Below are 26,226 nucleotides of genomic sequence, written 5' to 3' on the forward strand. Positions count from 1 at the left end.
AAGGACTCTTTGGCTTACGTAATTTAACGTTAAACACGTAGAAACAGTTTTAAAATGAATAAATAAGTAACTCTTACTATAAAAAAACACTGAGCAAACATTCATATGTCAGTTTAGCTCGAATTAAAAGAACCCTTTAAGATTAATAGGTTTCAAAGGTTCTGAATATTTTGTTAAATTTGTTGTGTTTTTTAACAGAATTGTTTTTAACAGATGCTAAAAGGCCAGTGATTTCTAAAAAAAACACTGCATAATTAAGTGAAGCCTATCTTATTGAATCTAAGCGACATCACGTTAAGAGATGATCAGCTAATCATTATTATTCCAGATTGCATTTGCATCTACTTTATCAATACTCAAAATTTTGGAATTTAGGTGTGAATGATTAAAACTAGCGACTTCAAAAAGTATTTCGAAATTAGTTAAAGATTTATCTGATACATTTGCTGAATCAACATCTAAATTAAGAGAAGATAAATTTTTTGGATTTGTTATGAATTGGGAAACAGACATAATAGCAGCATCAGTAAATCCAGATATTATGTACAATACATTACCTGTCGCTCCCTGATATTTCGAAAAAAGACCATAATCAGTATAGCCTGAATAAAATGGTGGAATTAATTTATAGTTTTTACCTGTTTTCTTATTTATAAAATTAAACTGTGCGCTTAAATCGTAATTTGACCCCTGATAAAAGCCATATAACTGGTCAAAATCTACAAATTTACCTATATACACAATGTTATAATTATTGATCTCTTCAGCAGATAAATCTGATGACATTTTTACTTTATAAAGCTCCTTGTTTTGAATAATAGGTACTATGTCAGCCAACGCAATTACTGCACCTTTTGGTGCAAATTTTTTATTGGGTAGGTTCTGAAAATTTAATTCAGGTTTTTCCTTAAGAAATGTCATTAACTCAGTTGTACCATTCACAAAATGATTTCTCATTAAGCTTTCTATTTTTTTAGGTGAGTTATCTACAACCTTATAGAAAAATGAATCACCAATAACAATAAGCGTTTTTTTGTTATTTTCGTTTAAGTCTTTCCATATAGGGTGATTTTGTATAACCATTTCAGGATCATTATTTAGATAATCGTTATTAATAATCACGAATATATTCAATAATAGGGATAATGAAAAAATAACACCTAACGTCCAAATTAATGGTGAACTATTTAATTGATACTTTGGCTGAGGAATATTTAATAGAGAGTTTTCGACAACATCTATGTTCGCTAAGTCAGCTGATTGTGATTCAGTTTTAAAAAAGGTTAATTCATACTTCCCATGAGGTATGGTTAGTTGAAAGCGTTCATTTTCACCTTCATTTACATAATATCTTTCTAATTTTTTTCTTAAGTTTGAAATGTAAACTCTGACTGAAGCGTCGTCGGAAGGATTATATTCATCCCCTTTATTAAATACTGCTTTAGCAATCATCACTTCGCTAGGCGGCGAAGACGTTTCTGATTCTGCTGCTATTTGCGCTACCGTATTGTCTACAAGGTAATTAAGTAATGCTATATATTTGTCTGAACGACCGAAAGACTGGCTATCCTTTATCCGTTCTAGCTGAACAAGTAACTCTTCCTTTTGAGGAAAGAACTTTTTTTGCTTCATTAATCACCCCTTATTTTGTATATAAATTAACAATATCATATTCAATAGAAATAAGTCACTGCATGTTTATTTAGCAGAAGGGCGAACTTCAAGTTAAGTTAAAACTGTTCTAAATTTTTAGTGAAAAATACTGGAGAAATATAGGAATTGAAGTTAAAAATCTAAAGTAAAAAAGGATAATAACATCACTATTATTATCCTTTTTTTTATCATTCTTTTTTCACAATCAGTACAATATTAGTGGTTTTCAGACACCATATTTACCGTGTATTTTGGAATTTCAACAACAAGATCAATATCACCAACAATGGCTTGGCAACCTAAACGAGAATCAGGTTCTAAACCCCATGCTCTATCTAGCATGTCTTCTTCAAGCTCGTCGCTTTCTGCAATAGAGTCGAAACCTTCACGAATAATAATATGACATGTTGTACATGCACATACTTTTTCACAAGCGTGTTCAATACCTATGTCGTTTTTTAGCGCAACATTCAGTACACTTTCGCCTGGTTCTGCATCTAATACAGCACCGTCTGGGCAAAGTTCTTCGTTAGGTAAAAATATAATTTTTGGCATGTTACTAAACCTCGTCTACTGAATGGCCTGCTAATGCTGTTTTGATGGATGAATCCATGCGTCTTTCAGCGAAAATAGCAGTACTTTCGTTTAATTTGTCGATAGCCGATTCAATATCATCAGCTACATCTGATTGTATAATTTTATTTAATGCTGTAATAGCTTCGTTAATAACATTCGCTTCATCTTCGCTTAATAAGTTGCCATCTGCAGCTAAGGCCGATTGAACAGACTCTATTACGCGCGCTGCTTCAACTTGTTGCTCTTTTACCATACGTGCTTCTATGTCTTGTTTAGCATTGCTCATAGAAGCTTTTAGCATAGAAGCAATTTGATGCTCTTCTAATCCGAATGAAGGTTTAACTTCGATACGTGATTCTACGCCCGTAGATTTCTCCATAGCTGACACTTCGAGTAAACCGTCGGCATCAACTTTAAAGGTTACACGAATATGCGCCGCGCCAGCAGTCATTGCTGGAATACCACGTAATTCAAAGCGCGCTAATGATCTACAGTCTTCAACTAATTCACGTTCACCTTGTAAAACATGAACAGCCATAGCCGTTTGTCCGTCTTTAAAAGTGGTAAATTCTTGTGCTTTGGCTACAGGAATTGTGGTGTTTCGTGGAATAACTTTTTCAACCAAACCGCCCATGGTTTCTAAACCAAGCGATAGTGGAATTACGTCAAGTAATAACATGTCGCTATCAGGTTTATTACCCGCAAGTATATCCGCTTGAATTGCAGCGCCTACGGCAACAACTTTGTCAGGGTCGATTGAAGTAAGAGGCGTTTTCTTGAAGTATTTTTCTACTTCTTCACGCACTAGCGGTACTCTTGTAGAACCACCAACCATAACCACTTCTAGTACTTCTTCTGTTGTTATATCAGCATCTTTCAATGTACGTTTACAAGCTCGTAGTGTTTTATTTACTAGGCTTGAAATTAAGCTATTAAAAGTTTCTTTGGTTAAAATACCTTGCCATTTTTCACCGTTCTCTAATACTAAGTTGATCTCGGTTGAGTCATTTTGGCTTAATTGTTCTTTAGCATTACAGGCTTGTTGAGAAAGCTGACGCTCTAATTTACGTGATAAAGGTCGTGTAAGCTGTGCTTGTTCAATAAGGTGATCAACAAGTGTTACGTCGAAATCATCGCCACCTAACGCGGCATCGCCACCTGTAGATAAAACTTCAAATACGCCTTTATTTAAACGTAATACTGAAATATCAAAGGTTCCACCGCCTAAGTCGTAAACAGCAATAACGCCTTGTTGCTTACCTTCATGTTTAGTATCTAACCCATAAGCAACAGCCGCCGCAGTTGGTTCGTTTAATAAACGTAATACATTAACATTAGCTAACTTGGCTGCATCTTTAGTGCTTTGGCGTTGTGCATCATCAAAATGAGCAGGTACGGTAATAACGACACCTTTAAGCTCTCCACCTAATGCATTTTCAGCACGGGCAACTAAGGTTTTAAGAATTTCAGCTGACGCTTGAACCGGATTTATCGGCCCGCGACGTGTGTTAATTTCAGGATGGTTTTCGTCACCACAAAAATCGTAAGGTAAAGATGGATATTTAGATTGAATATCACTCAACGAACGACCAATTAAACGTTTTGCAGAAACAATAGTATTTTCAGGATCGTTAACAGAAAACGCTTTTGCTGCGTTCCCTACTAAAATATTGTCGGCTTGGTAGCTAACAATTGACGGTAGAATGTCTATACCCTGTTCGTCTTGTAGAGTTTCAGCTAAGCCACTTTTTACGCTAGCCACAAGTGAGTTTGTTGTACCCAAATCAATACCTGCTGCTAGATTATGTTCATGGGGTACTGTACTTTGTCCAGGTTCTGCAATTTGTAATAAAGCCATAGGGGATCTTTTAATTAATCATCTAATAGAGAGTCTTCGAGACGATCTAACTCTATATGAAGTTTTTGATAAAATTTAAGTTTGCGTAAATTGTCACACGCTAGCGTATTCGATTCTGGTGAGTTTTCATTTAACTGAGCTTGCATCATTTTAAAGAGCTGTTCGTATTCAGTGTCTAATGTTTCAGTTGCACTAAATATTTCAGCTTCTATGTCATCGGATCCTTTGATCTCAGATAACATTTCGCGTAATTCCATTTGATGCATTAAAAAAGCGGTATCACCAAATGATGCTTGTTCATTTGGCATTTCAGTTCCGCGCTGCGTTAATATATAAGTCGCTCGAGTAAGCGGATTTTTTAATGTTTGATATGCATCATTGATCATTGACGACTTTTGAACAGCAAGTAATTGCTCTTGTGAAGATGCACTAGCAAAACGGTCTGGATGAACCGTTTTTTGTAATGATTGATATACTTCAGCTAATTTTGTTGTATCGAGATCAAAGTGGTCTTCTAAACCAAATAATTGAAAGTAATTCACTATAAATCCAGTATTAATACAATAAATTAAACGTTGAAGCTTTCGCCACAACCACACTCACCTTTTGCATTAGGATTGGTGAACTTGAAACCTTCGTTTAGTCCTTCTTTAATGAAATCTAGCTCGATACCACTTAAGTAAACTAAGCTTTTAGCATCAATAATGATATTCACACCATTAATGCTAAAGAGTTCATCGTCTTCGTTAAGGTCGTCTACAAACTCAAGTACATATGCTAAGCCAGAACAACCTGTAGTTTTTATACCTAAACGTAAGCCAAGACCTTTGCCTCGGTTAACCATGAACGATTTTACTCGTTCAGTGGCTGCAGGAGTCATTGTAACACTCATACTAATAACCTCTTTTACTAAACTTTTTTACTGCGGTAATCTGCAATCGCTGCTTTGATAGCGTCTTCAGCTAAAATTGAACAGTGAATTTTTACTGGCGGTAATGCTAATTCTTCAGCAATAGCTGTGTTTTTGATTTCGCCAGCTTCGTCGATAGACTTGCCTTTAACCCATTCAGTTACTAATGAGCTTGAAGCAATAGCAGAACCACAACCGTATGTTTTGAATTTTGCATCTTCAATAATACCGTCTGCAGAAATTTTAAGTTGTAACTTCATTACGTCACCACATGCTGGTGCGCCAACCATACCGGTTGCTACATTTGGATCATTTTTATCCATTGAGCCAACGTTACGTGGGTTTTCATAATGATCGATTACTTTTTCGCTATAAGCCATGATATTTCTCCTAAGTTGTTTAAGTGACTTATTATTCGCCTCTTACAGGCATGAAAATAAATAATAAGTCTGTAAACAATACTTGTTTAATAGGTGCTAACTAGTGAGCAGCCCATTCGATTGAATCTAAATCAATACCATCTTGGAACATTTCCCAAAGTGGTGACATGTCACGTAAGTGACCAATAGATTGTTGAATGATGTTAATTGCGTGGTCAATTTCTTCTTCGGTAGTAAAACGACCAAAGCTGAAACGAATTGAACTATGCGCCATTTCATCATTTAAACCTAAAGCACGTAATACGTACGAAGGCTCTAAACTTGCTGATGTACATGCTGAACCTGAAGATACGGCTAAGTCTTTAAGTGCCATAATTAATGATTCGCCTTCAACAAAGTTGAAGCTTACATTTAAATTACCAGGGTAGCGTTTGTCTGCATCACCATTAATGAAAACTTGTTCCATTGAGCTAATACCAGCCCAAAGACGATCTCTCATTTTCGTTACGTGAATACGGTCTTGCTCTAATTCTTCTTTAGCAATTCTAAATGCTTCGCCCATTCCCACAATTTGATGAGTAGCTAAAGTACCAGAACGCATACCACGTTCATGACCACCGCCGTGTGTTTGAGCTTCTAAACGAACACGTGGTTTACGGCTAACATACAATGCGCCAATACCTTTAGGCCCGTATATTTTATGTGCTGAGAATGACATAAGGTCAACTTTCAGGTTTTCCATATCGATAGCAATTTTACCTGCACTTTGTGCGGCATCAACATGGAAAATAATCTTTTTAGCACGACACATTTCGCCAATTTCAGCGATGTCTTGAATTACACCAATTTCGTTGTTTACATGCATGATGCTTACAACAATAGTGTCTTCACGAATCGCGTCATTTAGCTTATTTAAATCAATTAAACCGTTTGATTCAGGATCTAAATAAGTAACTTCAAAACCTTGGCGTTCTAATTCTCTACATGTATCTAAAACAGCTTTGTGCTCAGTTTTACATGTAATGATGTGCTTACCTTTTTTCGAATAAAAGTTAGCTGCACCTTTAATCGCTAGGTTGTTTGATTCTGTCGCGCCTGATGTAAATACAATTTCACGAGGATCGGCGTTAATTAAATCAGCAATTTGGTTACGAGCAATGTCTACTGCTTCTTCAGCCTGCCAACCAAACTTGTGTGAACGAGACGCAGGGTTACCGTAAAAACCATCAGTAGTCATATACTGCATCATTTTTTCAGCAACACGCTTATCTACAGGTGTTGTTGCTGAATAATCAAAATAAATAGGAAGCTTCATAAGCTAACTCTCTCCAACTTTGTAGATCGGCAAATATTATTGCAAATCAGGTAAAATGCTTTGGGTTGTAATTAAAATATTATTTGAATGAGTGCTTTCACGCTTTTGTTTATGCATGTCGTCTTGGCGTTGTGAAACCATTTTAACGTTTCTTTCCTCAACGAGCTCTGAAAGCGAAATATTCTGTAAAAAATCTTCTATGCGTACGCTTAAATCTTCCCATAATGAATGGGTTAAACATTGGTTACCACCTTGGCAGTTACCTTGTCCGGAACATTTAGTTGCATTAATGCTTTCATCAACCGCAAAAATAACGTCTGCTACAGCAATTTGAGCTGAACATCTACCTAAGCGATAACCACCACCAGGACCTCGCACGCTATTAACCAAACCATGTTTACGTAAACGCGAGAATAGCTGTTCTAAATACGACAATGAAATACCTTGTCGTTCAGATATGTCAGCTAATGATACAGGACCTGAAATGGCATGAATGGCAACATCAAGCATTGCGGTAACCGCATAACGCCCTTTTGAAGTCAGTTTCATTATGTTCTCCTGTATTTTTGCTGCGCATTTTACATAACCATGTAAAATAATCAACTATATAACCAAGTAATTTAGTCAAGTATTTTACGCGAGATAAAAATAGAGTCAACATAAATACCTGAGTATTTTACTCAAGTATTTATGTTTAGCATAATGGCTTACCCCAAATTAGGGTTAACTAATATTATATTTCAGGATCGAAGGCAGTAACGATAGATTCTCTACGTTTTGCAGCTTCTTTTTCGTCTTCAACAAATTCACCAACACGTAATTCAGGTAACGATTGCTGACAAACATTACCCCCGAGTTGATTCACTTCTTTACATAAATCTTCTACTTTGGTGTCCATTAAATGCATGTGATCTAATAAACGTCCTATCGCTTTCGCGACAGGATCTGGATTATCGCCAGAGACAGCATAAGCATCGAAGCCAAATTTTTGCGCTGTTTTTTCTCGTTCAGACATTTCTGCTTCAGACTTCTTAATATTAACAATGCGGGCTGGTATACCAACCGCGGTTGCATTATCGGGTAAGTCTTTTACAACAACAGAGTTAGAGCCCACTTTGCCACCATGACCAATAGTAATAGGCCCTAAAACTTTAGCTCCAGCTCCAATAACAACGTTATTACCTAGTGTAGGGTGGCGCTTACCTGCATTCCAACTTGTACCACCTAAGGTAACACCGTGATATAACGTACAATCTTCACCAATTTCGGCGGTTTCACCAATCACAACACCCATACCATGATCAATAAAGAAACGTCTACCTAATGTTGCGCCCGGATGAATTTCAACACCCGTTAGCCAACGAGAAAAAGTTGATAATAAGCGAGCTATAAGTTTCCAATCAGCTTTCCATAACTTATGACTTACCCTATGTATCCATATCGCATGCATGCCAGGGTAATTAGTTAAAACTTCAAACGAATTACGCGCTGCGGGATCTCTATCAAAGACGCTTTTAATGTCTTCTCTAATACGGCTAAACATATTTTATCCTTTACTCTTAATGCTTTTTATCAATTAGGCTTTATTTTTTGCTGCGCGTTCTACTGACGCTAACATACCGCGTAACATTTTAACTTCTTTGTTATCGGGTCTTGCACGATTTAATAAGCGTCTTAATTTTGTCATCACTAAACCTGGATGGCTTGGCACAATAAATCCTGTTGCTTTTAAAGCATCCTCGAAATGTTGATATAAACGTTCAGTTTCTTCTAATACTGGGTACTCTTCATCTTCTTCAACATTTGTTGCTTTAACTAAAACATTATTATGCTTTTGGTTTTCAAGCGCTAAATAGCTCATACGAACTTCATAACTTAGTGTTTGAACCGCCATAGCTAAGTTCAATGAGCTGTATTCAGGATTTGCAGGTATCTGTACATGAAAGTGACACAGTTGTAGTTCATCGTTTGTTAAACCACTACTTTCACGACCAAAGACAAGAGCTACAGGAAAGTTATGTGCTTCTTCAATCAGCTTTTCACCACAACCTCTTGGTTCTAACATTGGCCATGGTAATGTTCTTGAACGCGCACTTGTACCTACAACTAAACCACAGTCAGTAATAGCTTCTTCTAGTGTGCTAACCACTTTAGCATTGGCTAAAACATCTGATGCACCTGCAGATAAAGCTTGAGCTTGACCATTTGGCATCTCAATCGGGTCAACTAAAACGAGTTGACTTAACCCCATTGTTTTCATTGCTCGAGCGGCAGAACCAATATTTCGACAATCTGACGTGTTCACTAAAACAATACGTACGTTATCTAACAAACTTCCTAAAGAAGGATCTAACATTATTTTTTACTCTCAAAATTTGGGGTAATTTATATAAAATTAAAGACCGTGATTTATTCTTTTTAACTTCACAAATGATAGATAGTGAAAATCTGAATATAAATTATCTATCTAGACGTCTAAAACTATAAAATAATTTTATCACAGAACCTTTCACTTGTACTGAGAAAAATCATCTTGTTTCATCCCTTTGATTAGCGCAAAACAATCTGATTTATGTCGTTAAATTATAATTAACACGGTATTGCTCAACATAAAATTCCGCGCCAGTGAATTTTGGTCGCCATCTAGTATTTATTTTGCTATACTTCGCGCCGCTTGATTTTCGCTCTGCGTTCAAGTTTCTCGTTCTTTTAAAATGCTGTTTATAAAATAAGGTAGTTGTTATGCATCCTATGCTTAATATCGCTATACGTGCGTCTCGTGTGGCTGGAAAAGTAGTTGTTCGTGCTTTTGAACAAGTTGATAAAATTGAAGTTCAATCTAAAGGCACAAATGATTTTGTGACTAACATTGATGTAAGCGCTGAAGAAGCTATTATTGAAACGATTCGTAAGTCTTACCCTGATCACACAATTATTGGTGAAGAAAGCGGTATATTAAAAGGTAAAGACGATGACTACCAATGGATTATTGACCCGCTTGATGGCACAGCTAATTTTATAAAAGGCATTCCTCACTTTGCAGTTTCTATCGCATTAAAAGTAAAAGGTAAGTTAGACCAAGCAGTAATATACGATCCTATTCGTGGAGAGTTATTTACAGCAAGCCGCGGTAAAGGCGCACAACTAAACAACTTTAAAATTAGAGTTAAAGCAAATAAAGAACTAGGCGGCACTGTACTAGCGACTGGTTTCCCGTTTAAATGTAAGCAACACACAGATGCTTACTTAAATATTTTTAAATCATTATTTATGAAAACAGCAGACATACGTCGTGCAGGCTCTCCAGCACTCGATTTAGCTTATGTAGCTGCTGGCCGTATTGATGGTTTTTTCGAAATTGGTTTAAAACCATGGAATTCAGCTGCTGGTGAATTATTAGTGATTGAAGCCGGCGGATTAGTAACAGACTTTACGGGTGGTCATAATCACACATCGTCAGGCAATATTGTTGCTGCTAGCCCAAGATTAGCAAAAGAAATTTTACAAGACATGCGTCCTCAATTAGGTGAAGCATTAAATAAATAATTTACCTTATTGATTAAAGAACGAGTAAAAAGACACAAAAAAAGGCTAAAGAAGATATTCTTCTTTAGCCTTTTTTCTGTTTAAATTTAAGTGCTATACCGAGTTGTTCAATATGTTATTTAAATTGATATGAGTGATATTTATTTTTACTCATTTAACATCGCTAATTGCATTTCTGCACTTTGCTCACGCTTAACGTATTGATACCATTGTTCCGCTGTTTTTGCCGACTCTTTTAACTTTTGGGCATCAGCAAATGCAGTTAAAGACGCATCAAACTTCTTTAAGTTAAAGTTAGACATGCCAATCACTAAATGCATGTTCCCTAAACGATCGACCCCACCACGTTTAATGGCTTTTTTAGCTGACGCTATTGCAAGATCCCACTTTTCTAAATTCAAGTACGATTGTGCTAAGAAAGCGTCAAACTTACCTGTTTCTGCAATTTCAGAAGCTTTAACTAATACAGGAATAGCTTTTTCGTCATTTTTAGCAGAAATATAAGATTGAGCCAGCATATCTAAATACTTTTCTTCTGCTGCTACTTGTCCTTTATCTATAGCAGTAGAAAGTAGTTTAGCGGCTTTATATGGTACGCCATGAAAACGATACAATTGCACTAAAGTAATAATATCTTGTGATGAAGTAACGTAACCGGCTTGATATGCACTTTCCATAACCGCAAGTTGTTTTTCTTCTTCACCTATTTCACCGTACATACCACTTAACTGTATCCAATATTTAGGTTTATCGTGAAAACGCACTAAATCTTCAATCACCTTTACAACATTTTCAGGTTGCTTAAGTTCATAGTAATTTGCACGTTGTAAAATAAACCAGTTTTCTTTAGGCACTTCGTCTTTAGAAAGAGAAAGTTCAACGGCTTCATTTACATATTTTAGTGAATTTTTGTAATCTTTATTTTGGTAATAGATTTGTGCAAATAATACTTGTTGTGTACTGGTTAACGGCTTAGCGTTAATTTTTTTCCACTGTCCTAAATACTTTAACGATTGATTATAATCTTGTTGCTGCATAGATAATTGCGCTAAAGAATATAAAGTTGATGTACGTAAAGTAAGAGGAATCGCTTCTTCAGCGATAACTTTTTCAAAGCTTTCAATAGCTAAAGGTAAGTTGTCACTACCGTAATACATAAAACCATAAAAGTTCCATAACATGGCTTGCTCGTAGCTATTTAAACTACTAATGCGATCTTTTACTTCGTCGAGAACTTCTAGCCCTTCTTTCTTGTTGCCTTCATCAGCCAGCTTTTGTGCACGAGCTAATTGCGAATAAACACGATTACGCATGGCGGGGACTTTAACAGTTTCAGTACTTTGCGCTTTTTCTTCTGCCTGCGCTACCGCTCCACCAAGTTCATTGGGTATGAAACTCGCCGTACTAAAAAGTACTGCTGCTGAAATTAAAGATAATGATAATTTTTTAATCATAATGTCTCCTAACCGTCTATTTGGAACGATATTTTATTTTGTACGCCAGCGACTTCCATAGCGACACCGTCAACAACGCGCGGCTTGTATTTAAATTTAAGTGCTGCGTCCATTGCTGCTTGGTCAAAAATGCTTTCTGGGTTTGATTCAACCACTTTAGCGTCTCGCACTGAGCCATTTTTAGTTACAACAAACTCTACAATTACGTAACCTTCAATACCTCTTGATTGTGCTCTTCGTGGATAAATAGGCGCCACTTTAACAATAGGTAAATAATCTCCATCACCTGTATCTAAACTTAACCCACCGCCTAAAGCCGTATCCGCTTGTACATTGGCTGCAAAACTTGTACTTACTGCATCGGCATTAGGGTTAGCTTGTTGCATTTGTGGTTGCTCCATTGGTGGTGGAGGCGTTTTAGGTTTAGCCGGCTTTTGTGGTTTACGTTCTTTCTTAGTTACGTCTTGCTCTTTCTTTAATCGAATAAAGTCTAGTACGTTACCTCTTGGTGCTTCGGTTAATGCATTGTTACCGCCAGAAATAAGCGCCTGCATTCCCCACAGTAAAGCAAAGGTAACAACAACAGCGAAAGATAAGCCAAATAAATAACGGCCACTTTTATTCATCATGGTTAGGCCTCTTGCGCCGCAATTGAAACATCGTAAACACCAGCTGCACGAGCTGAATCCATTACTTTTATTAATACGTCTGTTGTTGCTTTTTTATCGGCTTGAATAACCACCGTACCTTGTGGATTTTCAGCTTTTAAACGTTCTATGTTGGCTTGTACAGCACGAACATCTACACGACGTTTATTGATCCAAATTTCACCTTTGTCACTGATGGCAACTAATATATTTGCTCGTTCTTTTTTAACGGCGGTTGCTGCTTCAGGTCGGTTTACTTCAATGCCGGCTTCTTTTACAAATGAAGCGGTTACAATGAAGAAAATTAATAGAATAAAAACAACATCTAGCATAGGCGTCATGTTAATTTCTTCTGCTTCTTCTTGCTCTTGCAATACTTGTGATAATTGAGAACGCATCTTTTTACCTTACTGTAAACTTTTTATGTAAATCTCCTTGAGATCATTACCAAGGAGTATTCATTATTTCCTACGGCTTGAATTAATTCAGCCAAGTAGAGTTAAAATTTTTAAATTAATGAGCCAATGGCAAACTATCTTCAAGCTGTTGAGTTCTGCGTTTGATCTTGCGTTGTAACCAAGTAACAACAAAAACACCCGATAATGAACCCACCATGCCAGCCATTGTTGGAATAGTTGCTCTTGAAACACCTGACGCCATAGAGCGTGCATTACCACTACCCGAAATAGCCATAACATCAAATACTTCAATCATGCCAGTTACTGTTCCTAATAATCCTAATAACGGACATAAAACCACTAAACTTTGAATAAGCGCGACATTTTGCTTTAGCATTTCAGTCACTCTTGAAACATTGGCTATTTTAATTTGTTCAGCACTCCATGAGCTTTTATCTGTTCTTTTTTCCCAACGTTGAACTATGTCGGCTTTTACGTATTTATAGCTACGTAAAAAGAAATACATGCGTTCAAATATTAAGAGCCACATCAAACAAATAACAAAAGCGATAACGGTGAGCACTTGCCCACCTGTATCAAGAAACTCACGAATGCTATTCATCATTTCGATGAATAAAATCATGATTTACGCTCCTTTACCTGTATTTTCATCTTCAAAACGCTCAGCAAGAATACCAGCACTTTGATGTTGTAAAATATTAATAATGCCACGGCTACGCGTGTTTAAGATGGTAGAAATAAATACCATTGGAATAGCAACAACCAAACCTAATACCGTGGTAACAAGTGCTTGCGAAATACCGCCAGCCATAAGTTTAGGGTCGCCTGTACCAAATAACGTGATTGCTTGGAAGGTGTTGATCATACCCACAACTGTACCCAGTAAGCCGATAAGTGGCGCAACAACGGAAATAATTTTAATAAAAGTTAAGCGTGTAGTAAGTACCGGAACTTCTTGCAGTATACGTTCAGAAAGCTTGAGCTCTAACGTTTCAGCATCTGAACTCTTGTTTTCGTCTTTAACTAACATAACGCGACCAAGTGGGTTGTTTTTAGACGCTGTAGTGTTTTTAAGTTGGCTGTTAACTTTACCACCAATAATGGTTAATGAGATAAAACGCTCTACACCAATGAGTAAACCAATTAAGCCTATCGCTAAAATCACATAACCCACTGAACCACCTTGGTCTACGCGCTCTTGAAGGTTCGGAGCTTGTACAAGTAAACCTAAAATTGAACCACCTGTTGGGTCTAAAGCAAAAGGTACAACGCCTGATGTATTAGATGTTAATTCTGCTGCGCTTGCTAAATACCGATCTGAAGGTTGTCTCATTAATTCAACAACACTACCTGTTTCGTCTACATATTCTAAGTATTTGCCATCAGAAATTAAGTTAAAACCGCCCACTCGAACAACATCTGTTTTTAATTTTTCGCCGTTTGCTGTAACCACTTCACGACTAAATTTATGTACTTTACCGCTTTGCGTCATTTCACGTTGTAGTTCAAACCACAGGCGTTCAATTTCTTCGATTGAGGCTAATTTTGAAGAAGATCCCATGCTTTGAGCAAAATCATCTAAAAACACGCCACGGTCTGCTATTTGAGCCGAAATTACAGAGGTTTGAAATTTACTTCTTGTATCACCAGCAACTTGCTGAAGTACACCAAACAGCTCTTTTAATTCACCCATGCGTTTCGTTAACGCTTCTGATTTATTTGCTAATTCAATTTCGTTATCTTGAAATGTTGCTTCTAATTCAGCACTTACCTTGACTTCATTATCACGTATATTTTTAGCTTGTTTAAGTAAGTTTTCTTGCTCTGACTTTTTAGCATTAAACTCAGCCTCACGTGCTGTATTTTGTTTGGTTTGAGCAATTTTACCTTGTTCAAGTTGCTTTAATAATTCATCTAATGATGAAGCATCCTGAGCACTTGCGCTTGTTGTTATACTTGTAACTGATAGAGCTAATACAACCAGTGAAAAAAGTTGGCTTAATTTTTTCATTTTATAATTCCTATTACCGTACTTATTCGGCTGAGTTTTGCGCTACTGGCACAATGATTAAATCTGGGGCAAGCTGTTTACGTGCAATGCGTAAACCCTTATTGATGTTTGAACGATATTCTGCAGGAAGATCATCCCAAGACTTAGTCTCGTTATTCCATAAACCTAATTTTTGACCATCACGTGTTTGATACACTAAACTCACACGACCAATACGTAAAAAGTCTACGTCACGTTCGCTGCCATCAATTGTTAATAAACCGTTGTAAGCTTCAATAGTACGACCATATTCAACTTCAACTTGGTAAGCTTCTAATACACGACGAAATTTTTCAGATACTGAAACGTCAGCGCGTTCCATCATTTTCTTTAAACCTTCAATTCGTTCGCTACGCTCAGTCGGTAAAAACTGAACATCTAAACCAACAAAAGCTTCTAATGTATCTATCATACGTGCCATAAGTGGTGAGATTTGACGTTCGATAATACTCACTTGTTCCATTGAAACTGCTAGCTGAGTTAATTCTTTTAGCTGATTATCAATTTGAGTATTCATTTGTTGGTTGTAAACGCGTAAACCATCAACTTCTTTATTCACGGTTTTAAATTGTTGAAGTTTGGTTTGAATTTGTTCGCTAATATTATCTACACGACGTTGTGATTTATTTGCAGACTGGTTGATTTTTTTGCCAGCATCTACCACTTGTGATAAGGGTTCATCGTCAGCTGGAGCGGCATTTACAAGTGTAGGTAGGCTTAGTGCACTTGCACTTAAAAGCAAACTTGCTTTAGCCAAAGTAGACAATTTCATATTAAAACCTTTTGTTGAAATTCAATAGTGTTAAACGCTTTTAGCAAAACGCCTATTCAATATACTGCTATAATTGGGCACATTTTAAAGGCCAAATATGACAACTTGGTTTCACGAATATTGCATATTTGTTACATGACAGTTAGGTGACATTTTTTTTACAGGAAAGGTTTTATTAACAAAGCGTTAATCGTTATAAGGTTATATTTAAAGATTTGAGATAGTGTTCATCATCACTTTCCCCTAAAATGCGGTAACGTAAATCAGTAATAAATTAGATCACCCAACATGAGTTACCTTTAAACCTACTGTTATGAATAAACTGTCAAAAATATTCGTTTTAGGATTACCTCGAACAGGTACAACGAGCATTTGTTCTACTCTACTCTCTCTTAACTATTGCGTAGCTCATACTGCTTATACTCAAACAACGTTCGATAAAGCTAACGCGATAGCAGACACTCCTATTTTTAATGACTACAAAGCTTTACATCAACATTACCCTAACAGTAAGTTTATTTATTTAACGCGCGATGCCCAAAAGTGGCTCCCTTCAATAAAACAGCTTTTATTACGTATGTATAACAATGTAGTACGAGATGATGGTGGGTTTAACCCCATAATTAAGCGTTGTTATACTGAAATATTTTCCCCTTTTACCTTAGATAATATTAATAACGATGATTTCTTATTAACTTGCTACAACACGCATAAAGCCGCAGTTACTCAGTATTTTGAACAACAAGGCCACCCTGTGCTATTTATTGATATATCTAAACAAGGTGATTATCAAAAGCTATTAACGTTTTTGAATAAAGAGGATAACGATCCTAATACTTCAAACTCAGATTTTCCTGTACTTAATCAGGGCGGGAAAGTCACTGCATGGAAAGATTTAAAACATCCGCTTAAAGTTGATTCAACTAAAAATGGCCGTTGCTCTACCCTAAACCATATTCAATAAATATTAAGGACTTATACACACCATGATCATTACCCATAGCCAACACGATATTGCTACCCCAACAGGTGATATGCGCACTTATATTTATCAGCCTGAAGAACAAGGTAACTATCCTTGTGTTATTTTCTATTCAGAAATATTTCAACAAACAGCCCCTATAGCACGTAGCGCAGCTATTATGGCAAGCCATGGTTTTATTGTATTAGTGCCTGAGGTTTTTCATGAACTAAACCCTATTGGTACTGTATTAGGGTACGATGATGCAGGTAAAGACAAAGGCAATGAAGATAAGTGGGCAAAACTTTTAGAGCATCACGACTCAGACACTCAAGCATTAGTAAACTTCGCTCAAACACTTGATAATTTTTCAGGCAAGGTTGGTGCAATGGGCGTGTGTATTGGTGGTCATTTAGCTTATAGGGCGGCATTAAATAACAATATTTTAGCGGCGGCGTGTTTATATCCTACCGACATTCATTCAAACACATTACCTTGTAATAAAGGTAACGACTCATTAACGAGAACACCCGATATTAAAGGTGAACTATTAATGATTTTTGGTAAACAAGATCCTCATGTACCAGATGAAGGACGAATGAAAATTCATCAACATTTATTAACAAGTAAAAACACATTTACTTGGCATGAGTTTAACGCACAACATGCGTTTATGCGTGACGAAGGTGAACGTTACGATGCTGCTTTAGCCATAAAAGTTTACTTAATGGCTGTCGAGTTATTTAAACGAAAACTCACTTAAATCATTCATAATTTGTCATAAAAAGCGTACATAAAAAAACCCGACATTACTTTGTAATATCGGGTTTTAAATTTTTAAGGTTTACTTAATTAATAACGAAAGCGTTATTAATTACTGACCTTTAACTTCAGATAAACCGTTAAAGATAGCTTTATCACCTAAAAATTCTTCAATTCGTAATAATTGGTTGTACTTAGAAACACGATCAGAACGACATAAAGAACCTGTCTTAATTTGACCTGCAGCAGTACCAACCGCTAAATCAGCGATAGTTGCATCTTCTGTTTCACCTGAACGATGAGAGATAACAGCAGTAAAACCAGCATCTTTAGCCATTTTAATAGCCGCTAATGTTTCAGTTAAAGAACCAATTTGGTTAAACTTGATTAAGATAGAGTTACCAATACCTTGCTCAATACCACGAGCTAAAATCTTAGTGTTTGTAACGAATAAATCATCACCAACGATTTGGATTTTGTCGCCAAGTAATTTAGTTTGGTAAGCAAAACCATCCCAATCTGACTCGTCTAAACCATCTTCGATAGAAACAATAGGGTATTGCTCACAAAGTGTTGCTAAGAAATCAGAGAATTCGTTAGCTGTAAATTGCTTGCCTTCACCTTTAAGATCGTAAATACCTTTGTCTGCATCGTAAAATTCAGAAGCAGCACAATCCATTGCTAAAGTAACATCTTTACCTAATTCGTAACCAGCAGCAGATACAGCTTCTTTGATTACCGCTAAAGCATCAGCATTTGAAGCTAAATCAGGAGCAAAACCACCTTCATCACCAACAGCTGTATTTAAACCTTTTGCTGATAATACTTTTTTAAGTGCATGGAATATTTCAGCACCCATACGTAAAGCTTCGCGGAAGTTAGGAGCGCCAACAGGTTGTATCATAAACTCTTGAATATCAACGTTGTTATCAGCATGTTCACCACCATTGATGATGTTCATCATAGGTAATGGTAAAGAGTAAACACCTGGAGTACCGTTTAGGTCAGCAATATGTTCAAACAATTGAACGTTTTTAGCATTAGCAGCCGCTTTAGCTACAGCTAAAGAAACAGCAAGAATAGCGTTAGCACCAAATTTTTCTTTGTTTTCTGTGCCATCTAAGTCGATCATGATTTGATCAACTTTTGCTTGTTCTAAAGCACTTTGACCTAATAAAGCAGGAGCAATACTGTCATTTACTGCCGCTACTGCTTTTAAAACACCTTTACCTAAATAACGAGCTTTATCACCATCACGTAACTCTAAAGCTTCGCGTGAACCAGTAGATGCGCCAGAAGGAGCAGCAGCTCTACCCCAAGCACCTGATTCTAAATAAACATCAGCTTCAACAGTTGGGTTACCACGAGAATCCATGATTTCACGAGCAATAATCTTACTAATATTCGACATTTTTCATCCTATTTTATTAAAAAGCCGCTCGGTATTTATATACAGCGAGCTTATAAATACTATTAACGACAACATTCATACTAATTATATCTAATTGAATATTTTTTTTTAGAACATTCAATTATTTTAAATACCCTAAATAACAATTTTAAATAAAAAACCGCAGCTCAAGGCTACGGTTTTAATATTATGATTGTTTATTTTTTTGATGCTCAAATGAAGCAGCAACAAAACTTTCAAATAAAGGGTGTCCATCACGAGGTGTAGAATTAAACTCAGGATGGAACTGCCCTGCTATAAACCAAGGATGGTTTGGTATTTCAATAACTTCTACTAATGTTTTATCTGTAGAAAGACCTGAAAATACTAAACCAGCTTGACTTAATTTATCTCTATAGTTGTTATTTACTTCATAACGATGACGATGTCTTTCATAAATTGTGTCGCTACCATACACTTCATGCACTTTAGTATTTGGCGTTAAATGACACAATTGAGAACCCACACGCATAGTACCACCTAAATCAGAATCTTCGTGACGGTATTCCACTTGCCCTTCTTCATCTAGCCATTCATTAATTAAACCAACAACTGGGGCCGATGTTTCTGGATTAAACTCTGTACTGTGTGCGTCAGTTAAACCAGCAACATTACGAGCATAATCGATAAGAGCAACTTGCATACCTAAACAAATACCTAAGTAAGGGATTTTGTTTTCACGGGCATATTTTGCCGCTAATATTTTACCTTCAACACCACGTTCACCAAAGCCACCAGGAACAAGAATCGCATCAAGTTCTTCAAGAATATCAGCACCTTTACTCTCTACATTTTGAGAATCAACGTATTGAATATTTACTTTAACTTGATTTTTAAGTCCTGCATGTTTAAGGGCTTCGTTTACTGATTTGTAGGCATCAGGTAATTCTATGTATTTACCCACCATACCTATAGTCACTTCACCTTTTGGATTAGCTTCTTGATAAAGTACTTGTTCCCATTCACTTAAATCAGCTTCAGGTACGTCTAATCCAAAACGTTTAACCACTAATTCATCGGTGCCTTGCGCTTTTAATAAAGCAGGTACTTTATAAATACTGTCAACATCACGCATTGATACAACAGCTTTTTCTTCTACGTTGGTAAATAACGAAATTTTTGCACGTTCATTGGCAGGAATAGCTTGTTCGCTACGACAAACTAAAATGTCAGGAAAAATCCCAATTGAACGTAATTCTTTAACAGAATGCTGTGTTGGCTTAGTTTTAATTTCGCCTGCAGCGGCTATATATGGCACAAGAGTTAAATGCATAAACATAGCGCGTTCACGGCCTAACTCAACACCTAACTGACGAATAGCTTCTAAGAAAGGTTGTGATTCAATATCACCTACTGTACCGCCAATTTCAACCATAGCAATATCGTAACCTTCAGCCCCCTCAATAACGCGACGTTTAATGTCGTTAGTTATGTGAGGTATAACTTGTATGGTTGCACCTAAAAACTCACCTTTACGTTCACGCGCAAGAATATCTTGATAAATACGGCCTGTGGTAAAGTTGTTACGTTTAGTCATTTTGGTACGAATAAAACGCTCATAATGACCTAAATCAAGATCGGTTTCAGCACCATCTTCTGTAACAAATACTTCGCCATGCTGAATCGGACTCATTGTACCTGGGTCAACATTAATATAAGGATCAAGTTTAAGCATAGTGACATTAAGGCCACGGGCTTCAAGAATTGCAGCTAATGATGCAGCAGCAATACCTTTTCCAAGAGACGATACAACGCCACCTGTTACAAAAATATATCTAGTTGTCATGTGATACCAAAGTCAGAATAAGCAGAATTTTGCGTTAAATTGATAAACTGTTTAGTGAAACAATTCAATCTAACAGGACGGGAAAGCATTATACTTAACTTACCCTTAAACGACAATATATTAGATAGGTTGATCTTTGATTTTTACATTTAAATAACCTAAATATAAAACGCGAAAGCATTATTTGAAATTAAGGCTATAATTATGAAGTGTTTTTGCGCAAACAAGCATAAAAAACAGTTATGCACCCAATAAAAAAGACTATAGGTAATAATGTTGACTTTATTATAAATCAACATCATTAACATAAGGAATTCATGTGAATATACTCTTAGTCGACGATGATGAAGTCGATAGAAAGCTAATTAAAAGAGCGCTTACAAATGACGTGAATGTTAGTAACTTATGCGAGGTTTCTTCGGCTATTCAAGGCCTTAAACTTGCTGAAGATGGTAATTTTGATGTTTTATTACTTGACTATATGATGCCTGAGATAGATGGCATTGAAATGGTAATAGAAATTAGAAATAGACCAAACTTAGGCGAAACAGCCATTATAATGATGAGCTCATCTGAAGATGAAGAATTAGCCTTAGCCTGTTTACATGCTGGTGCTCAAGACTTTATTACCAAAAAAGAAATAACCTCATCCAAATTAAAACGTTCAATTCTTCAAGCTAAAAAACGCTTTGAGATGGAAAAAAAGCTTCATGATAGTTTTTGCCAAGTAAGAGAATTAGCTGAAAAAGATTCGCTAACGGGGCTTTCAAATAGATACCATTTTGAAGATGCACTGAATGTTTCAATTAATAATAACAAAAGATCTTCAGATATTATCGCTTTACTCTTTTTAGATCTTGATCACTTCAAAAATATAAATGATACCTATGGTCATGAAATGGGTGATTTGTTTCTCAAAGAAGTCGCCCGACGTACAAATGAATGTTTACGTGGAAACGAATTATTTGCTCGCTTAGGCGGTGATGAATTCGCTATTTTATTAACCGGATTAAAAAATGATCATGATGCCACAACAGTAGCTAGGCGAATTATAAAAACACTTGGAAACCCTGTAGAAATTAATAATAACCAACTACAATGTGGCGTTAGTATCGGAATAGCCTTGTATCCAAGTGATGCTGATTCAGCAGAAACCCTTAAAAAATATGCTGATATTGCAATGTATCGAGCCAAAAAAGAAGGTCGTAATCAACTTTGTTATTTTGAACCTTTAATGCAACAGCAGTTTTCACGTAACTTTCAAATTGAAACTGAACTCAAAAAATCAATCAAAAATAATGGTTTTGAATTACATTACCAACCCGTAATTAGTACTTCCCATAAAGAAATCATAGGTGTAGAAGCATTGATTAGGTGGCCTGACTGCCCCTTTATATGTTACCCAGATGAATTTATACCCGTTGCGGAACAATCTCGTATTATAGAAGAAATTGGTAAGTGGGTATTAGACACGGCCGTTAAACAACTTTCTATTTGGCAATCTAGTTTTGGTAATGAGTTCACAATGGCTGTGAATATTTCAGCCATCCAATTAGAAAACAACAGACTTGTTCCTACCATTGAGGGTGTACTAAAAACCTATAACGTTCCCGCTAAATCTTTAATACTAGAACTGACAGAAACCGCATTGTTTGTTCAAGATGAGAGTAACCACATACAAATCAATCAACTTTGTGATCTTGGTTGTAAATTAGCTTTAGATGACTTTGGTACCGGATTTTCTTCACTTTCTCATTTAGTCAATTTCCCAATTAACACGGTTAAATTAGATAAATCATTATTACCAACATCAAACGATGAGGTAAGGCACTTATCTATAGTAAAAGGCATTACAAAAATGGTGAACACCATTGGGCTACATATTATTGCGGAAGGTGTTGAAACAGAATATCAATATGAGCTGTGTAAAAGATTAGAGATAAGTGAATTACAAGGTTACTTTTTTGATAAGCCGATGCCTGCAAACGAATTAGAAAAGAAATGGTTACTCTCAAACCCTAATCAAGTTTAATTAACCTGAATTTGAGTTAATTAAAAACTTATCACCTATGCCCATAGAAACGTGGGCATTCCTTCTAAAAACAATGTATTTTATATAAACACTCTATTTTTACAAAGTAAACCTTAACGTCAAGATACCTGTGATCAATTTAAATTATATTAAAATATCCTTGGCAAGAAGAGAAAGTTTGATTTTATATTTTCCAAAAGAGCTTAATGATGACAGATACCGTAAATATTTTTTATGTAGAAGATAGCAAGGATGAAGTGGAGTTAATGTCTTTATACCTCAACAGGTATAATCTACAGCCCAAAATAGTGCTGCATGTAGCCGACACCGTTGATGAAGCCAAACAAATATTTAATTTAGAAAAGTTTTCTATGGCGTTAATTGACTGGAATTTACCTGACGGTACTGGTGATGAAATTGCTATGTATATACGTAATCAAACTCAATCTTTCCCCATTATATTTTTAAGTAGCTTAGTCACCGATACTCTTATTAATCAAGCAAAAGCATATACACCTGAAAATTTTTTAGAGAAAGGTTATAACAAAAAGTTCATTGAAGAAATTTATGCCATTTTAAAAAGATAACATTAAACCTCACTGACTAACTTTGGCACAGCTATATCCTTTTTACATTCCGTTATATTTTTAGGCCACGTAAAATAGAATGTACTTCCCTTTCCTATTTCTGACTCTACTGATACATAACCACCATAGTACTTTACAATTTTTTTAATTATAGCGAGTCCCATTCCACTTCCTTCAACATCATCACGAGGCTTTAGTGTTTTAAACATTTTAAAAATATTAATGTGATTATTATGGCTAATTCCTGGACCATCATCTTCAATGAAGAATTTATAATAGACATCCTCTTCATCACAGCTTACGGTTATATTGCCGTTATTTTTGTCATGATGTTTAATGGCATTATTTAATAAATTACGAAGCACTTGTTCAAATGGAGCACTAACCGTTAAAAAGTCAGGAAGGTTTCCTTTAATATGTAATTGAAAGCCCTTAGGTGGGGCGATAAGAGCAAATAAATCTTCAATTAACTCATTACAATGAATGTGGGTTAGCTTGTATTCTTGCCGATTAGCACGGGAATAATCCAACAAATCATTCAACAATGAATCTAAACGCTGAACTCGAGAACGCATTAATCTGATGTTTTCAGGTACTTCATCTAAATTTCCTTCTTCAACATCTTCAGCTACCCAATTTGCCAGTTGATCAATTCCGCGTAAAGGCGCTTTTAAATCATGGGAAGCGATATAAGCAAATTCATCTAGCTCTTTATTTGATCGCGCTAAATCTTTTGCTTGTTCTTCAGCATTATTTTTCGCCACTTTAGCTTCAATCATTAATGCCGAAAGCGTTTTACGCTGCTGAGTTAATTCTTCAACATGCTCGTTAAGCTGAATGTTTTTCTGCTCTAGCAGCTTTGTTCTTTCTTCTACTGTTGCTTCTAATTGATTATTTTGGTCCTTTAACTGCTTACTCAACTTTTTAATGTGTTGAGAACGGTAAACAACAACTTGCAAACCGTATATACATAAAGCTAACAACACACTTATCGTGATACCAGAAATTAACACCCCATAAACAATAGCGGGCGATTCAATGCTACGCAATAAGTCCTTATTAAGCGAAACCTCCAACTGCCAACGGCGATCAGGAATAGTTACATCAAAAGTAAAAGCTGTACTTTCATTCCCGTTGCCATACAAAATCCCTCCATTATCACTTTCTACATCGAGCAATGTTAAAATCAAACCTTCTTTATCTGCTTTTTCTCTAACATTTTCCATTAAGTTATTAATGCGAAACACGCCTGTTGCATAACCAATAAGGAAATTAGAGCGTTCCGCTTCTGTAGTCACAGATACGTTAGTTCGATAAACAGGGGCTATCATTAAAAAACCATAAGAGTCTTCGTTTTCTTGTACAAGATTTATTTTAGACGTAGCTGTTATTTGCCCTGTATTTTTAGCTTTTTGTAAAGAAACTCTACGAATACTATTACTACTTAAATCAAAACCTTGAGCAGCTTGGTTGATATCATAAGGACTAATAAAGGTAACGGGGGTATAGTAAGGTTTGTTGCTACTAACAATTAACTTACCTGTTTCTGTCCGTTCAGTAATATTAAAATTAGGATGTTTAATTTGAATATTGGCTTCAAAAATTTTTCTATCTTCTGCAGCAATATAAGGAACCCAGCTTAGTGCCTGAATATAATGACGCTTTTCAATATTGACTACGTCCATATAACGATCAAAATTATCTTGAGAAAGATTATCTTGGCTTGAACTATAAAATGCCTGTAATGCTTGTAAATCATTAACAGACATATCAATAGCATCTTGAAAACGAATTGAAACTTGTTGAGCAATATTTTTAAGTTTAAGATAACTTTGTTTTTTTAATTGCTCGCCCACTTGTATTGATAAGTAATAAGTACTACAAACTCCCATACAACCAATAATAATAGAAAAAAACAAAGCTCTAATTAATAATTTACTCATTATGTTAATAGCTCAAACGGTTAATATTATGCTTACATTTCAAATTGCTGAACAATGCTTCTAATTTCCTTTCTTTCCAATATATAATCAATACACCTTATTAATAATGCTTTAGATAAGTCATTTTTTTTAATAGAGTCATTAATTTCATTCATTAAAAATTCATTATCCATTGTTGACTCTTCTTGGCCAGATAACAAAATAACCGGTACATCAATTTTTTGAGACTTTAATGCTCGGGAAAAGTCTTCAGCTGTATTACCGCCAAGTTGATAATCCAGTAAGCAAACGTCTATATCCTTTTGTTGTAATATTGCAATGGCTTCATCGATACCTGAAGATTCAATTATTTGATATTCACGCTCATTAACGTCTTTTAAATAGCGCTTAATTATTTTGCGATCAATAACATCATCGTCAATAACAAGCACCGTTATGTTTTGGTTTTTTTCGATACGGTGGTGTAAACGCTCTGAACGACTAATTAACAAACTTTTAAATTGCTCTTGTGCTTGAGTTAAAGCATTTTCAACAAATTTCAAACGAGAAATATTTGTAATCGTAATTAACACGCCTTGTTTTACTTCGTGAGTATGTTCATCAAGGGTGTGAGGCATTATTTTTAATAGAACGGCTTGTCCTGATTTAGTCAGTATATCTCTTTCAATACTGATGTTTTTACTACGAACAATAGCAATTTGGATGAAAAACTCACTGTAATCTAATTGGTGCGTAATATCTTGTATAGGATGACCAATATCGCTTGGTCTTAAATTAAAGTAATGAGTAGATTGTAACGTATATTTTCGGATGGCTAATTGCTCATCTAAAAAAACGATACCAATATCAATAGAGTTGATCACATTATCAAGATCTGTGTTGGCTTCAGTTAATTGAGTAATTTTTTCTTGGTATTCATTATTTACGGTATACAACTCTTTATTAACTAATTGTAATTCGCTATTCGTTGTTTCTAACTTTTCTATTGCTAATTTTAAACACTCAAGCTCTTTGTTAGGCTCACCTTTCAAAACATCATTTCTTTTTTGAGTTGTTTCTTCTGTTTCAGCAGATGCATGATATGAGCTTTTCAATGTTTGTGATGACTTGTCCATTAAAGATCCA

Annotated in this window: 25 protein-coding genes; 5 read left to right on the forward strand and 20 right to left on the reverse strand. The window is 35.7% G+C overall.

The window, feature by feature from the left end:
• Window positions 1-309 precede the first annotated feature (309 nt).
• The 10 genes from ACM9HF_RS07870 to trmJ all read right to left on the reverse strand — a co-directional run bounded on the left by ACM9HF_RS07870 (window position 310) and on the right by trmJ (window position 9,024).
• A complete protein-coding gene (locus ACM9HF_RS07870; RefSeq protein ID WP_473616926.1) occupies window positions 310-1,632 on the reverse strand; it encodes a hypothetical protein in 1,323 nt (440 codons plus the stop codon).
• 237 nt (window positions 1,633-1,869) lie between these two features.
• A complete protein-coding gene (gene fdx / locus ACM9HF_RS07875; protein WP_473616928.1) occupies window positions 1,870-2,208 on the reverse strand; it encodes an ISC system 2Fe-2S type ferredoxin in 339 nt (112 codons plus the stop codon).
• 4 nt (window positions 2,209-2,212) lie between these two features.
• Window positions 2,213-4,087 carry a Fe-S protein assembly chaperone HscA gene (gene hscA, locus ACM9HF_RS07880; RefSeq protein ID WP_473616931.1) on the reverse strand — a complete coding sequence of 625 codons (1,875 nt, stop codon included), beginning with the start codon at window positions 4,085-4,087 and terminating at the stop codon, window positions 2,213-2,215.
• A gap of 14 nt (window positions 4,088-4,101) precedes the next feature.
• Window positions 4,102-4,629, reverse strand: a complete 528-nt coding sequence (gene hscB / locus ACM9HF_RS07885) for a co-chaperone HscB (protein WP_473616935.1) — start codon at window positions 4,627-4,629, stop codon at window positions 4,102-4,104.
• A gap of 26 nt (window positions 4,630-4,655) precedes the next feature.
• On the reverse strand, window positions 4,656-4,979 hold the full coding sequence (gene iscA / locus ACM9HF_RS07890; protein WP_076419319.1) for an iron-sulfur cluster assembly protein IscA: 324 nt from the start codon (window positions 4,977-4,979) through the stop codon (window positions 4,656-4,658).
• A gap of 17 nt (window positions 4,980-4,996) precedes the next feature.
• On the reverse strand, window positions 4,997-5,377 hold the full coding sequence (gene iscU / locus ACM9HF_RS07895) for a Fe-S cluster assembly scaffold IscU (RefSeq protein WP_473616940.1): 381 nt from the start codon (window positions 5,375-5,377) through the stop codon (window positions 4,997-4,999).
• Window positions 5,378-5,477: 100 nt separating this feature from the next.
• Window positions 5,478-6,692: an IscS subfamily cysteine desulfurase gene (locus tag ACM9HF_RS07900; protein WP_077340741.1), complete on the reverse strand. Its 1,215-nt coding sequence runs from the start codon at window positions 6,690-6,692 to the stop codon at window positions 5,478-5,480.
• Between the two features lie 36 nt (window positions 6,693-6,728).
• A complete protein-coding gene (iscR, locus tag ACM9HF_RS07905) occupies window positions 6,729-7,241 on the reverse strand; it encodes a Fe-S cluster assembly transcriptional regulator IscR (RefSeq protein WP_076419316.1) in 513 nt (170 codons plus the stop codon).
• Window positions 7,242-7,425: 184 nt separating this feature from the next.
• On the reverse strand, window positions 7,426-8,235 hold the full coding sequence (cysE, locus tag ACM9HF_RS07910; protein WP_473616947.1) for a serine O-acetyltransferase: 810 nt from the start codon (window positions 8,233-8,235) through the stop codon (window positions 7,426-7,428).
• Between the two features lie 33 nt (window positions 8,236-8,268).
• Window positions 8,269-9,024 (reverse strand): tRNA (cytosine(32)/uridine(32)-2'-O)-methyltransferase TrmJ, encoded by a 756-nt coding sequence (gene trmJ, locus ACM9HF_RS07915; RefSeq protein ID WP_473618269.1) that lies wholly within the window; start codon window positions 9,022-9,024, stop codon window positions 8,269-8,271.
• A 410-nt stretch (window positions 9,025-9,434) separates the two neighbouring features.
• Here trmJ and suhB point away from each other — a divergent pair, with 410 nt between their 5' ends.
• A complete protein-coding gene (suhB, locus tag ACM9HF_RS07920) occupies window positions 9,435-10,238 on the forward strand; it encodes an inositol-1-monophosphatase (protein ID WP_473616951.1) in 804 nt (267 codons plus the stop codon).
• Window positions 10,239-10,384: 146 nt separating this feature from the next.
• On the opposite strand, the gene ACM9HF_RS07925 is transcribed toward suhB, so the two are convergent.
• From ACM9HF_RS07925 to ACM9HF_RS07950, 6 genes are all read right to left on the reverse strand, one after another.
• A complete protein-coding gene (locus ACM9HF_RS07925; protein WP_473616955.1) occupies window positions 10,385-11,692 on the reverse strand; it encodes a tetratricopeptide repeat protein in 1,308 nt (435 codons plus the stop codon).
• An 8-nt stretch (window positions 11,693-11,700) separates the two neighbouring features.
• On the reverse strand, window positions 11,701-12,321 hold the full coding sequence (locus tag ACM9HF_RS07930; protein WP_473616958.1) for an energy transducer TonB: 621 nt from the start codon (window positions 12,319-12,321) through the stop codon (window positions 11,701-11,703).
• A gap of 2 nt (window positions 12,322-12,323) precedes the next feature.
• Window positions 12,324-12,737 (reverse strand): ExbD/TolR family protein, encoded by a 414-nt coding sequence (locus tag ACM9HF_RS07935; protein WP_076419312.1) that lies wholly within the window; start codon window positions 12,735-12,737, stop codon window positions 12,324-12,326.
• A gap of 115 nt (window positions 12,738-12,852) precedes the next feature.
• A complete protein-coding gene (locus tag ACM9HF_RS07940; RefSeq protein ID WP_473616963.1) occupies window positions 12,853-13,380 on the reverse strand; it encodes a MotA/TolQ/ExbB proton channel family protein in 528 nt (175 codons plus the stop codon).
• A 3-nt stretch (window positions 13,381-13,383) separates the two neighbouring features.
• Entirely contained in the window at window positions 13,384-14,769 is a 1,386-nt protein-coding gene (locus tag ACM9HF_RS07945; protein WP_473616967.1) for a MotA/TolQ/ExbB proton channel family protein, read from the reverse strand.
• A gap of 22 nt (window positions 14,770-14,791) precedes the next feature.
• The gene (locus tag ACM9HF_RS07950) at window positions 14,792-15,580 is read right to left on the reverse strand and encodes a DUF3450 domain-containing protein (RefSeq protein ID WP_473616971.1); all 789 of its coding nucleotides are present in this window, start codon (window positions 15,578-15,580) and stop codon (window positions 14,792-14,794) included.
• Between the two features lie 322 nt (window positions 15,581-15,902).
• Here ACM9HF_RS07950 and ACM9HF_RS07955 point away from each other — a divergent pair, with 322 nt between their 5' ends.
• Together ACM9HF_RS07955 and ACM9HF_RS07960 are read left to right on the forward strand one after the other, a co-directional pair.
• Window positions 15,903-16,544, forward strand: a complete 642-nt coding sequence (locus tag ACM9HF_RS07955) for a sulfotransferase family protein (RefSeq protein ID WP_473618270.1) — start codon at window positions 15,903-15,905, stop codon at window positions 16,542-16,544.
• A gap of 22 nt (window positions 16,545-16,566) precedes the next feature.
• Window positions 16,567-17,304, forward strand: a complete 738-nt coding sequence (locus ACM9HF_RS07960; RefSeq protein WP_473616974.1) for a dienelactone hydrolase family protein — start codon at window positions 16,567-16,569, stop codon at window positions 17,302-17,304.
• 111 nt (window positions 17,305-17,415) lie between these two features.
• Here the strand turns inward: ACM9HF_RS07960 and eno are convergent, their stop codons facing one another.
• Window positions 17,416-18,714 carry a phosphopyruvate hydratase gene (gene eno, locus ACM9HF_RS07965; protein ID WP_473616978.1) on the reverse strand — a complete coding sequence of 433 codons (1,299 nt, stop codon included), beginning with the start codon at window positions 18,712-18,714 and terminating at the stop codon, window positions 17,416-17,418.
• Between the two features lie 187 nt (window positions 18,715-18,901).
• The gene (gene pyrG / locus ACM9HF_RS07970) at window positions 18,902-20,539 is read right to left on the reverse strand and encodes a CTP synthase (RefSeq protein WP_473616982.1); all 1,638 of its coding nucleotides are present in this window, start codon (window positions 20,537-20,539) and stop codon (window positions 18,902-18,904) included.
• A 319-nt stretch (window positions 20,540-20,858) separates the two neighbouring features.
• Here pyrG and ACM9HF_RS07975 point away from each other — a divergent pair, with 319 nt between their 5' ends.
• Complete coding sequence (locus ACM9HF_RS07975) at window positions 20,859-22,571, forward strand: two-component system response regulator (RefSeq protein WP_473616983.1); 1,713 nt, start codon at window positions 20,859-20,861, stop codon at window positions 22,569-22,571.
• Window positions 22,572-22,777: 206 nt separating this feature from the next.
• Entirely contained in the window at window positions 22,778-23,158 is a 381-nt protein-coding gene (locus ACM9HF_RS07980; RefSeq protein WP_473616986.1) for a response regulator, read from the forward strand.
• 2 nt (window positions 23,159-23,160) lie between these two features.
• On the opposite strand, the gene ACM9HF_RS07985 is transcribed toward ACM9HF_RS07980, so the two are convergent.
• On the reverse strand, window positions 23,161-25,101 hold the full coding sequence (locus tag ACM9HF_RS07985) for a CHASE domain-containing protein (RefSeq protein WP_473616989.1): 1,941 nt from the start codon (window positions 25,099-25,101) through the stop codon (window positions 23,161-23,163).
• A 32-nt stretch (window positions 25,102-25,133) separates the two neighbouring features.
• Entirely contained in the window at window positions 25,134-26,216 is a 1,083-nt protein-coding gene (locus tag ACM9HF_RS07990) for a PAS domain-containing protein (protein WP_473616991.1), read from the reverse strand.
• Between the last annotated feature and the right edge of the window lie 10 nt (window positions 26,217-26,226).

This window comes from Colwellia sp. RE-S-Sl-9 (assembly GCF_048296855.1).
Taxonomy (GTDB): domain Bacteria; phylum Pseudomonadota; class Gammaproteobacteria; order Enterobacterales; family Alteromonadaceae; genus Pseudocolwellia.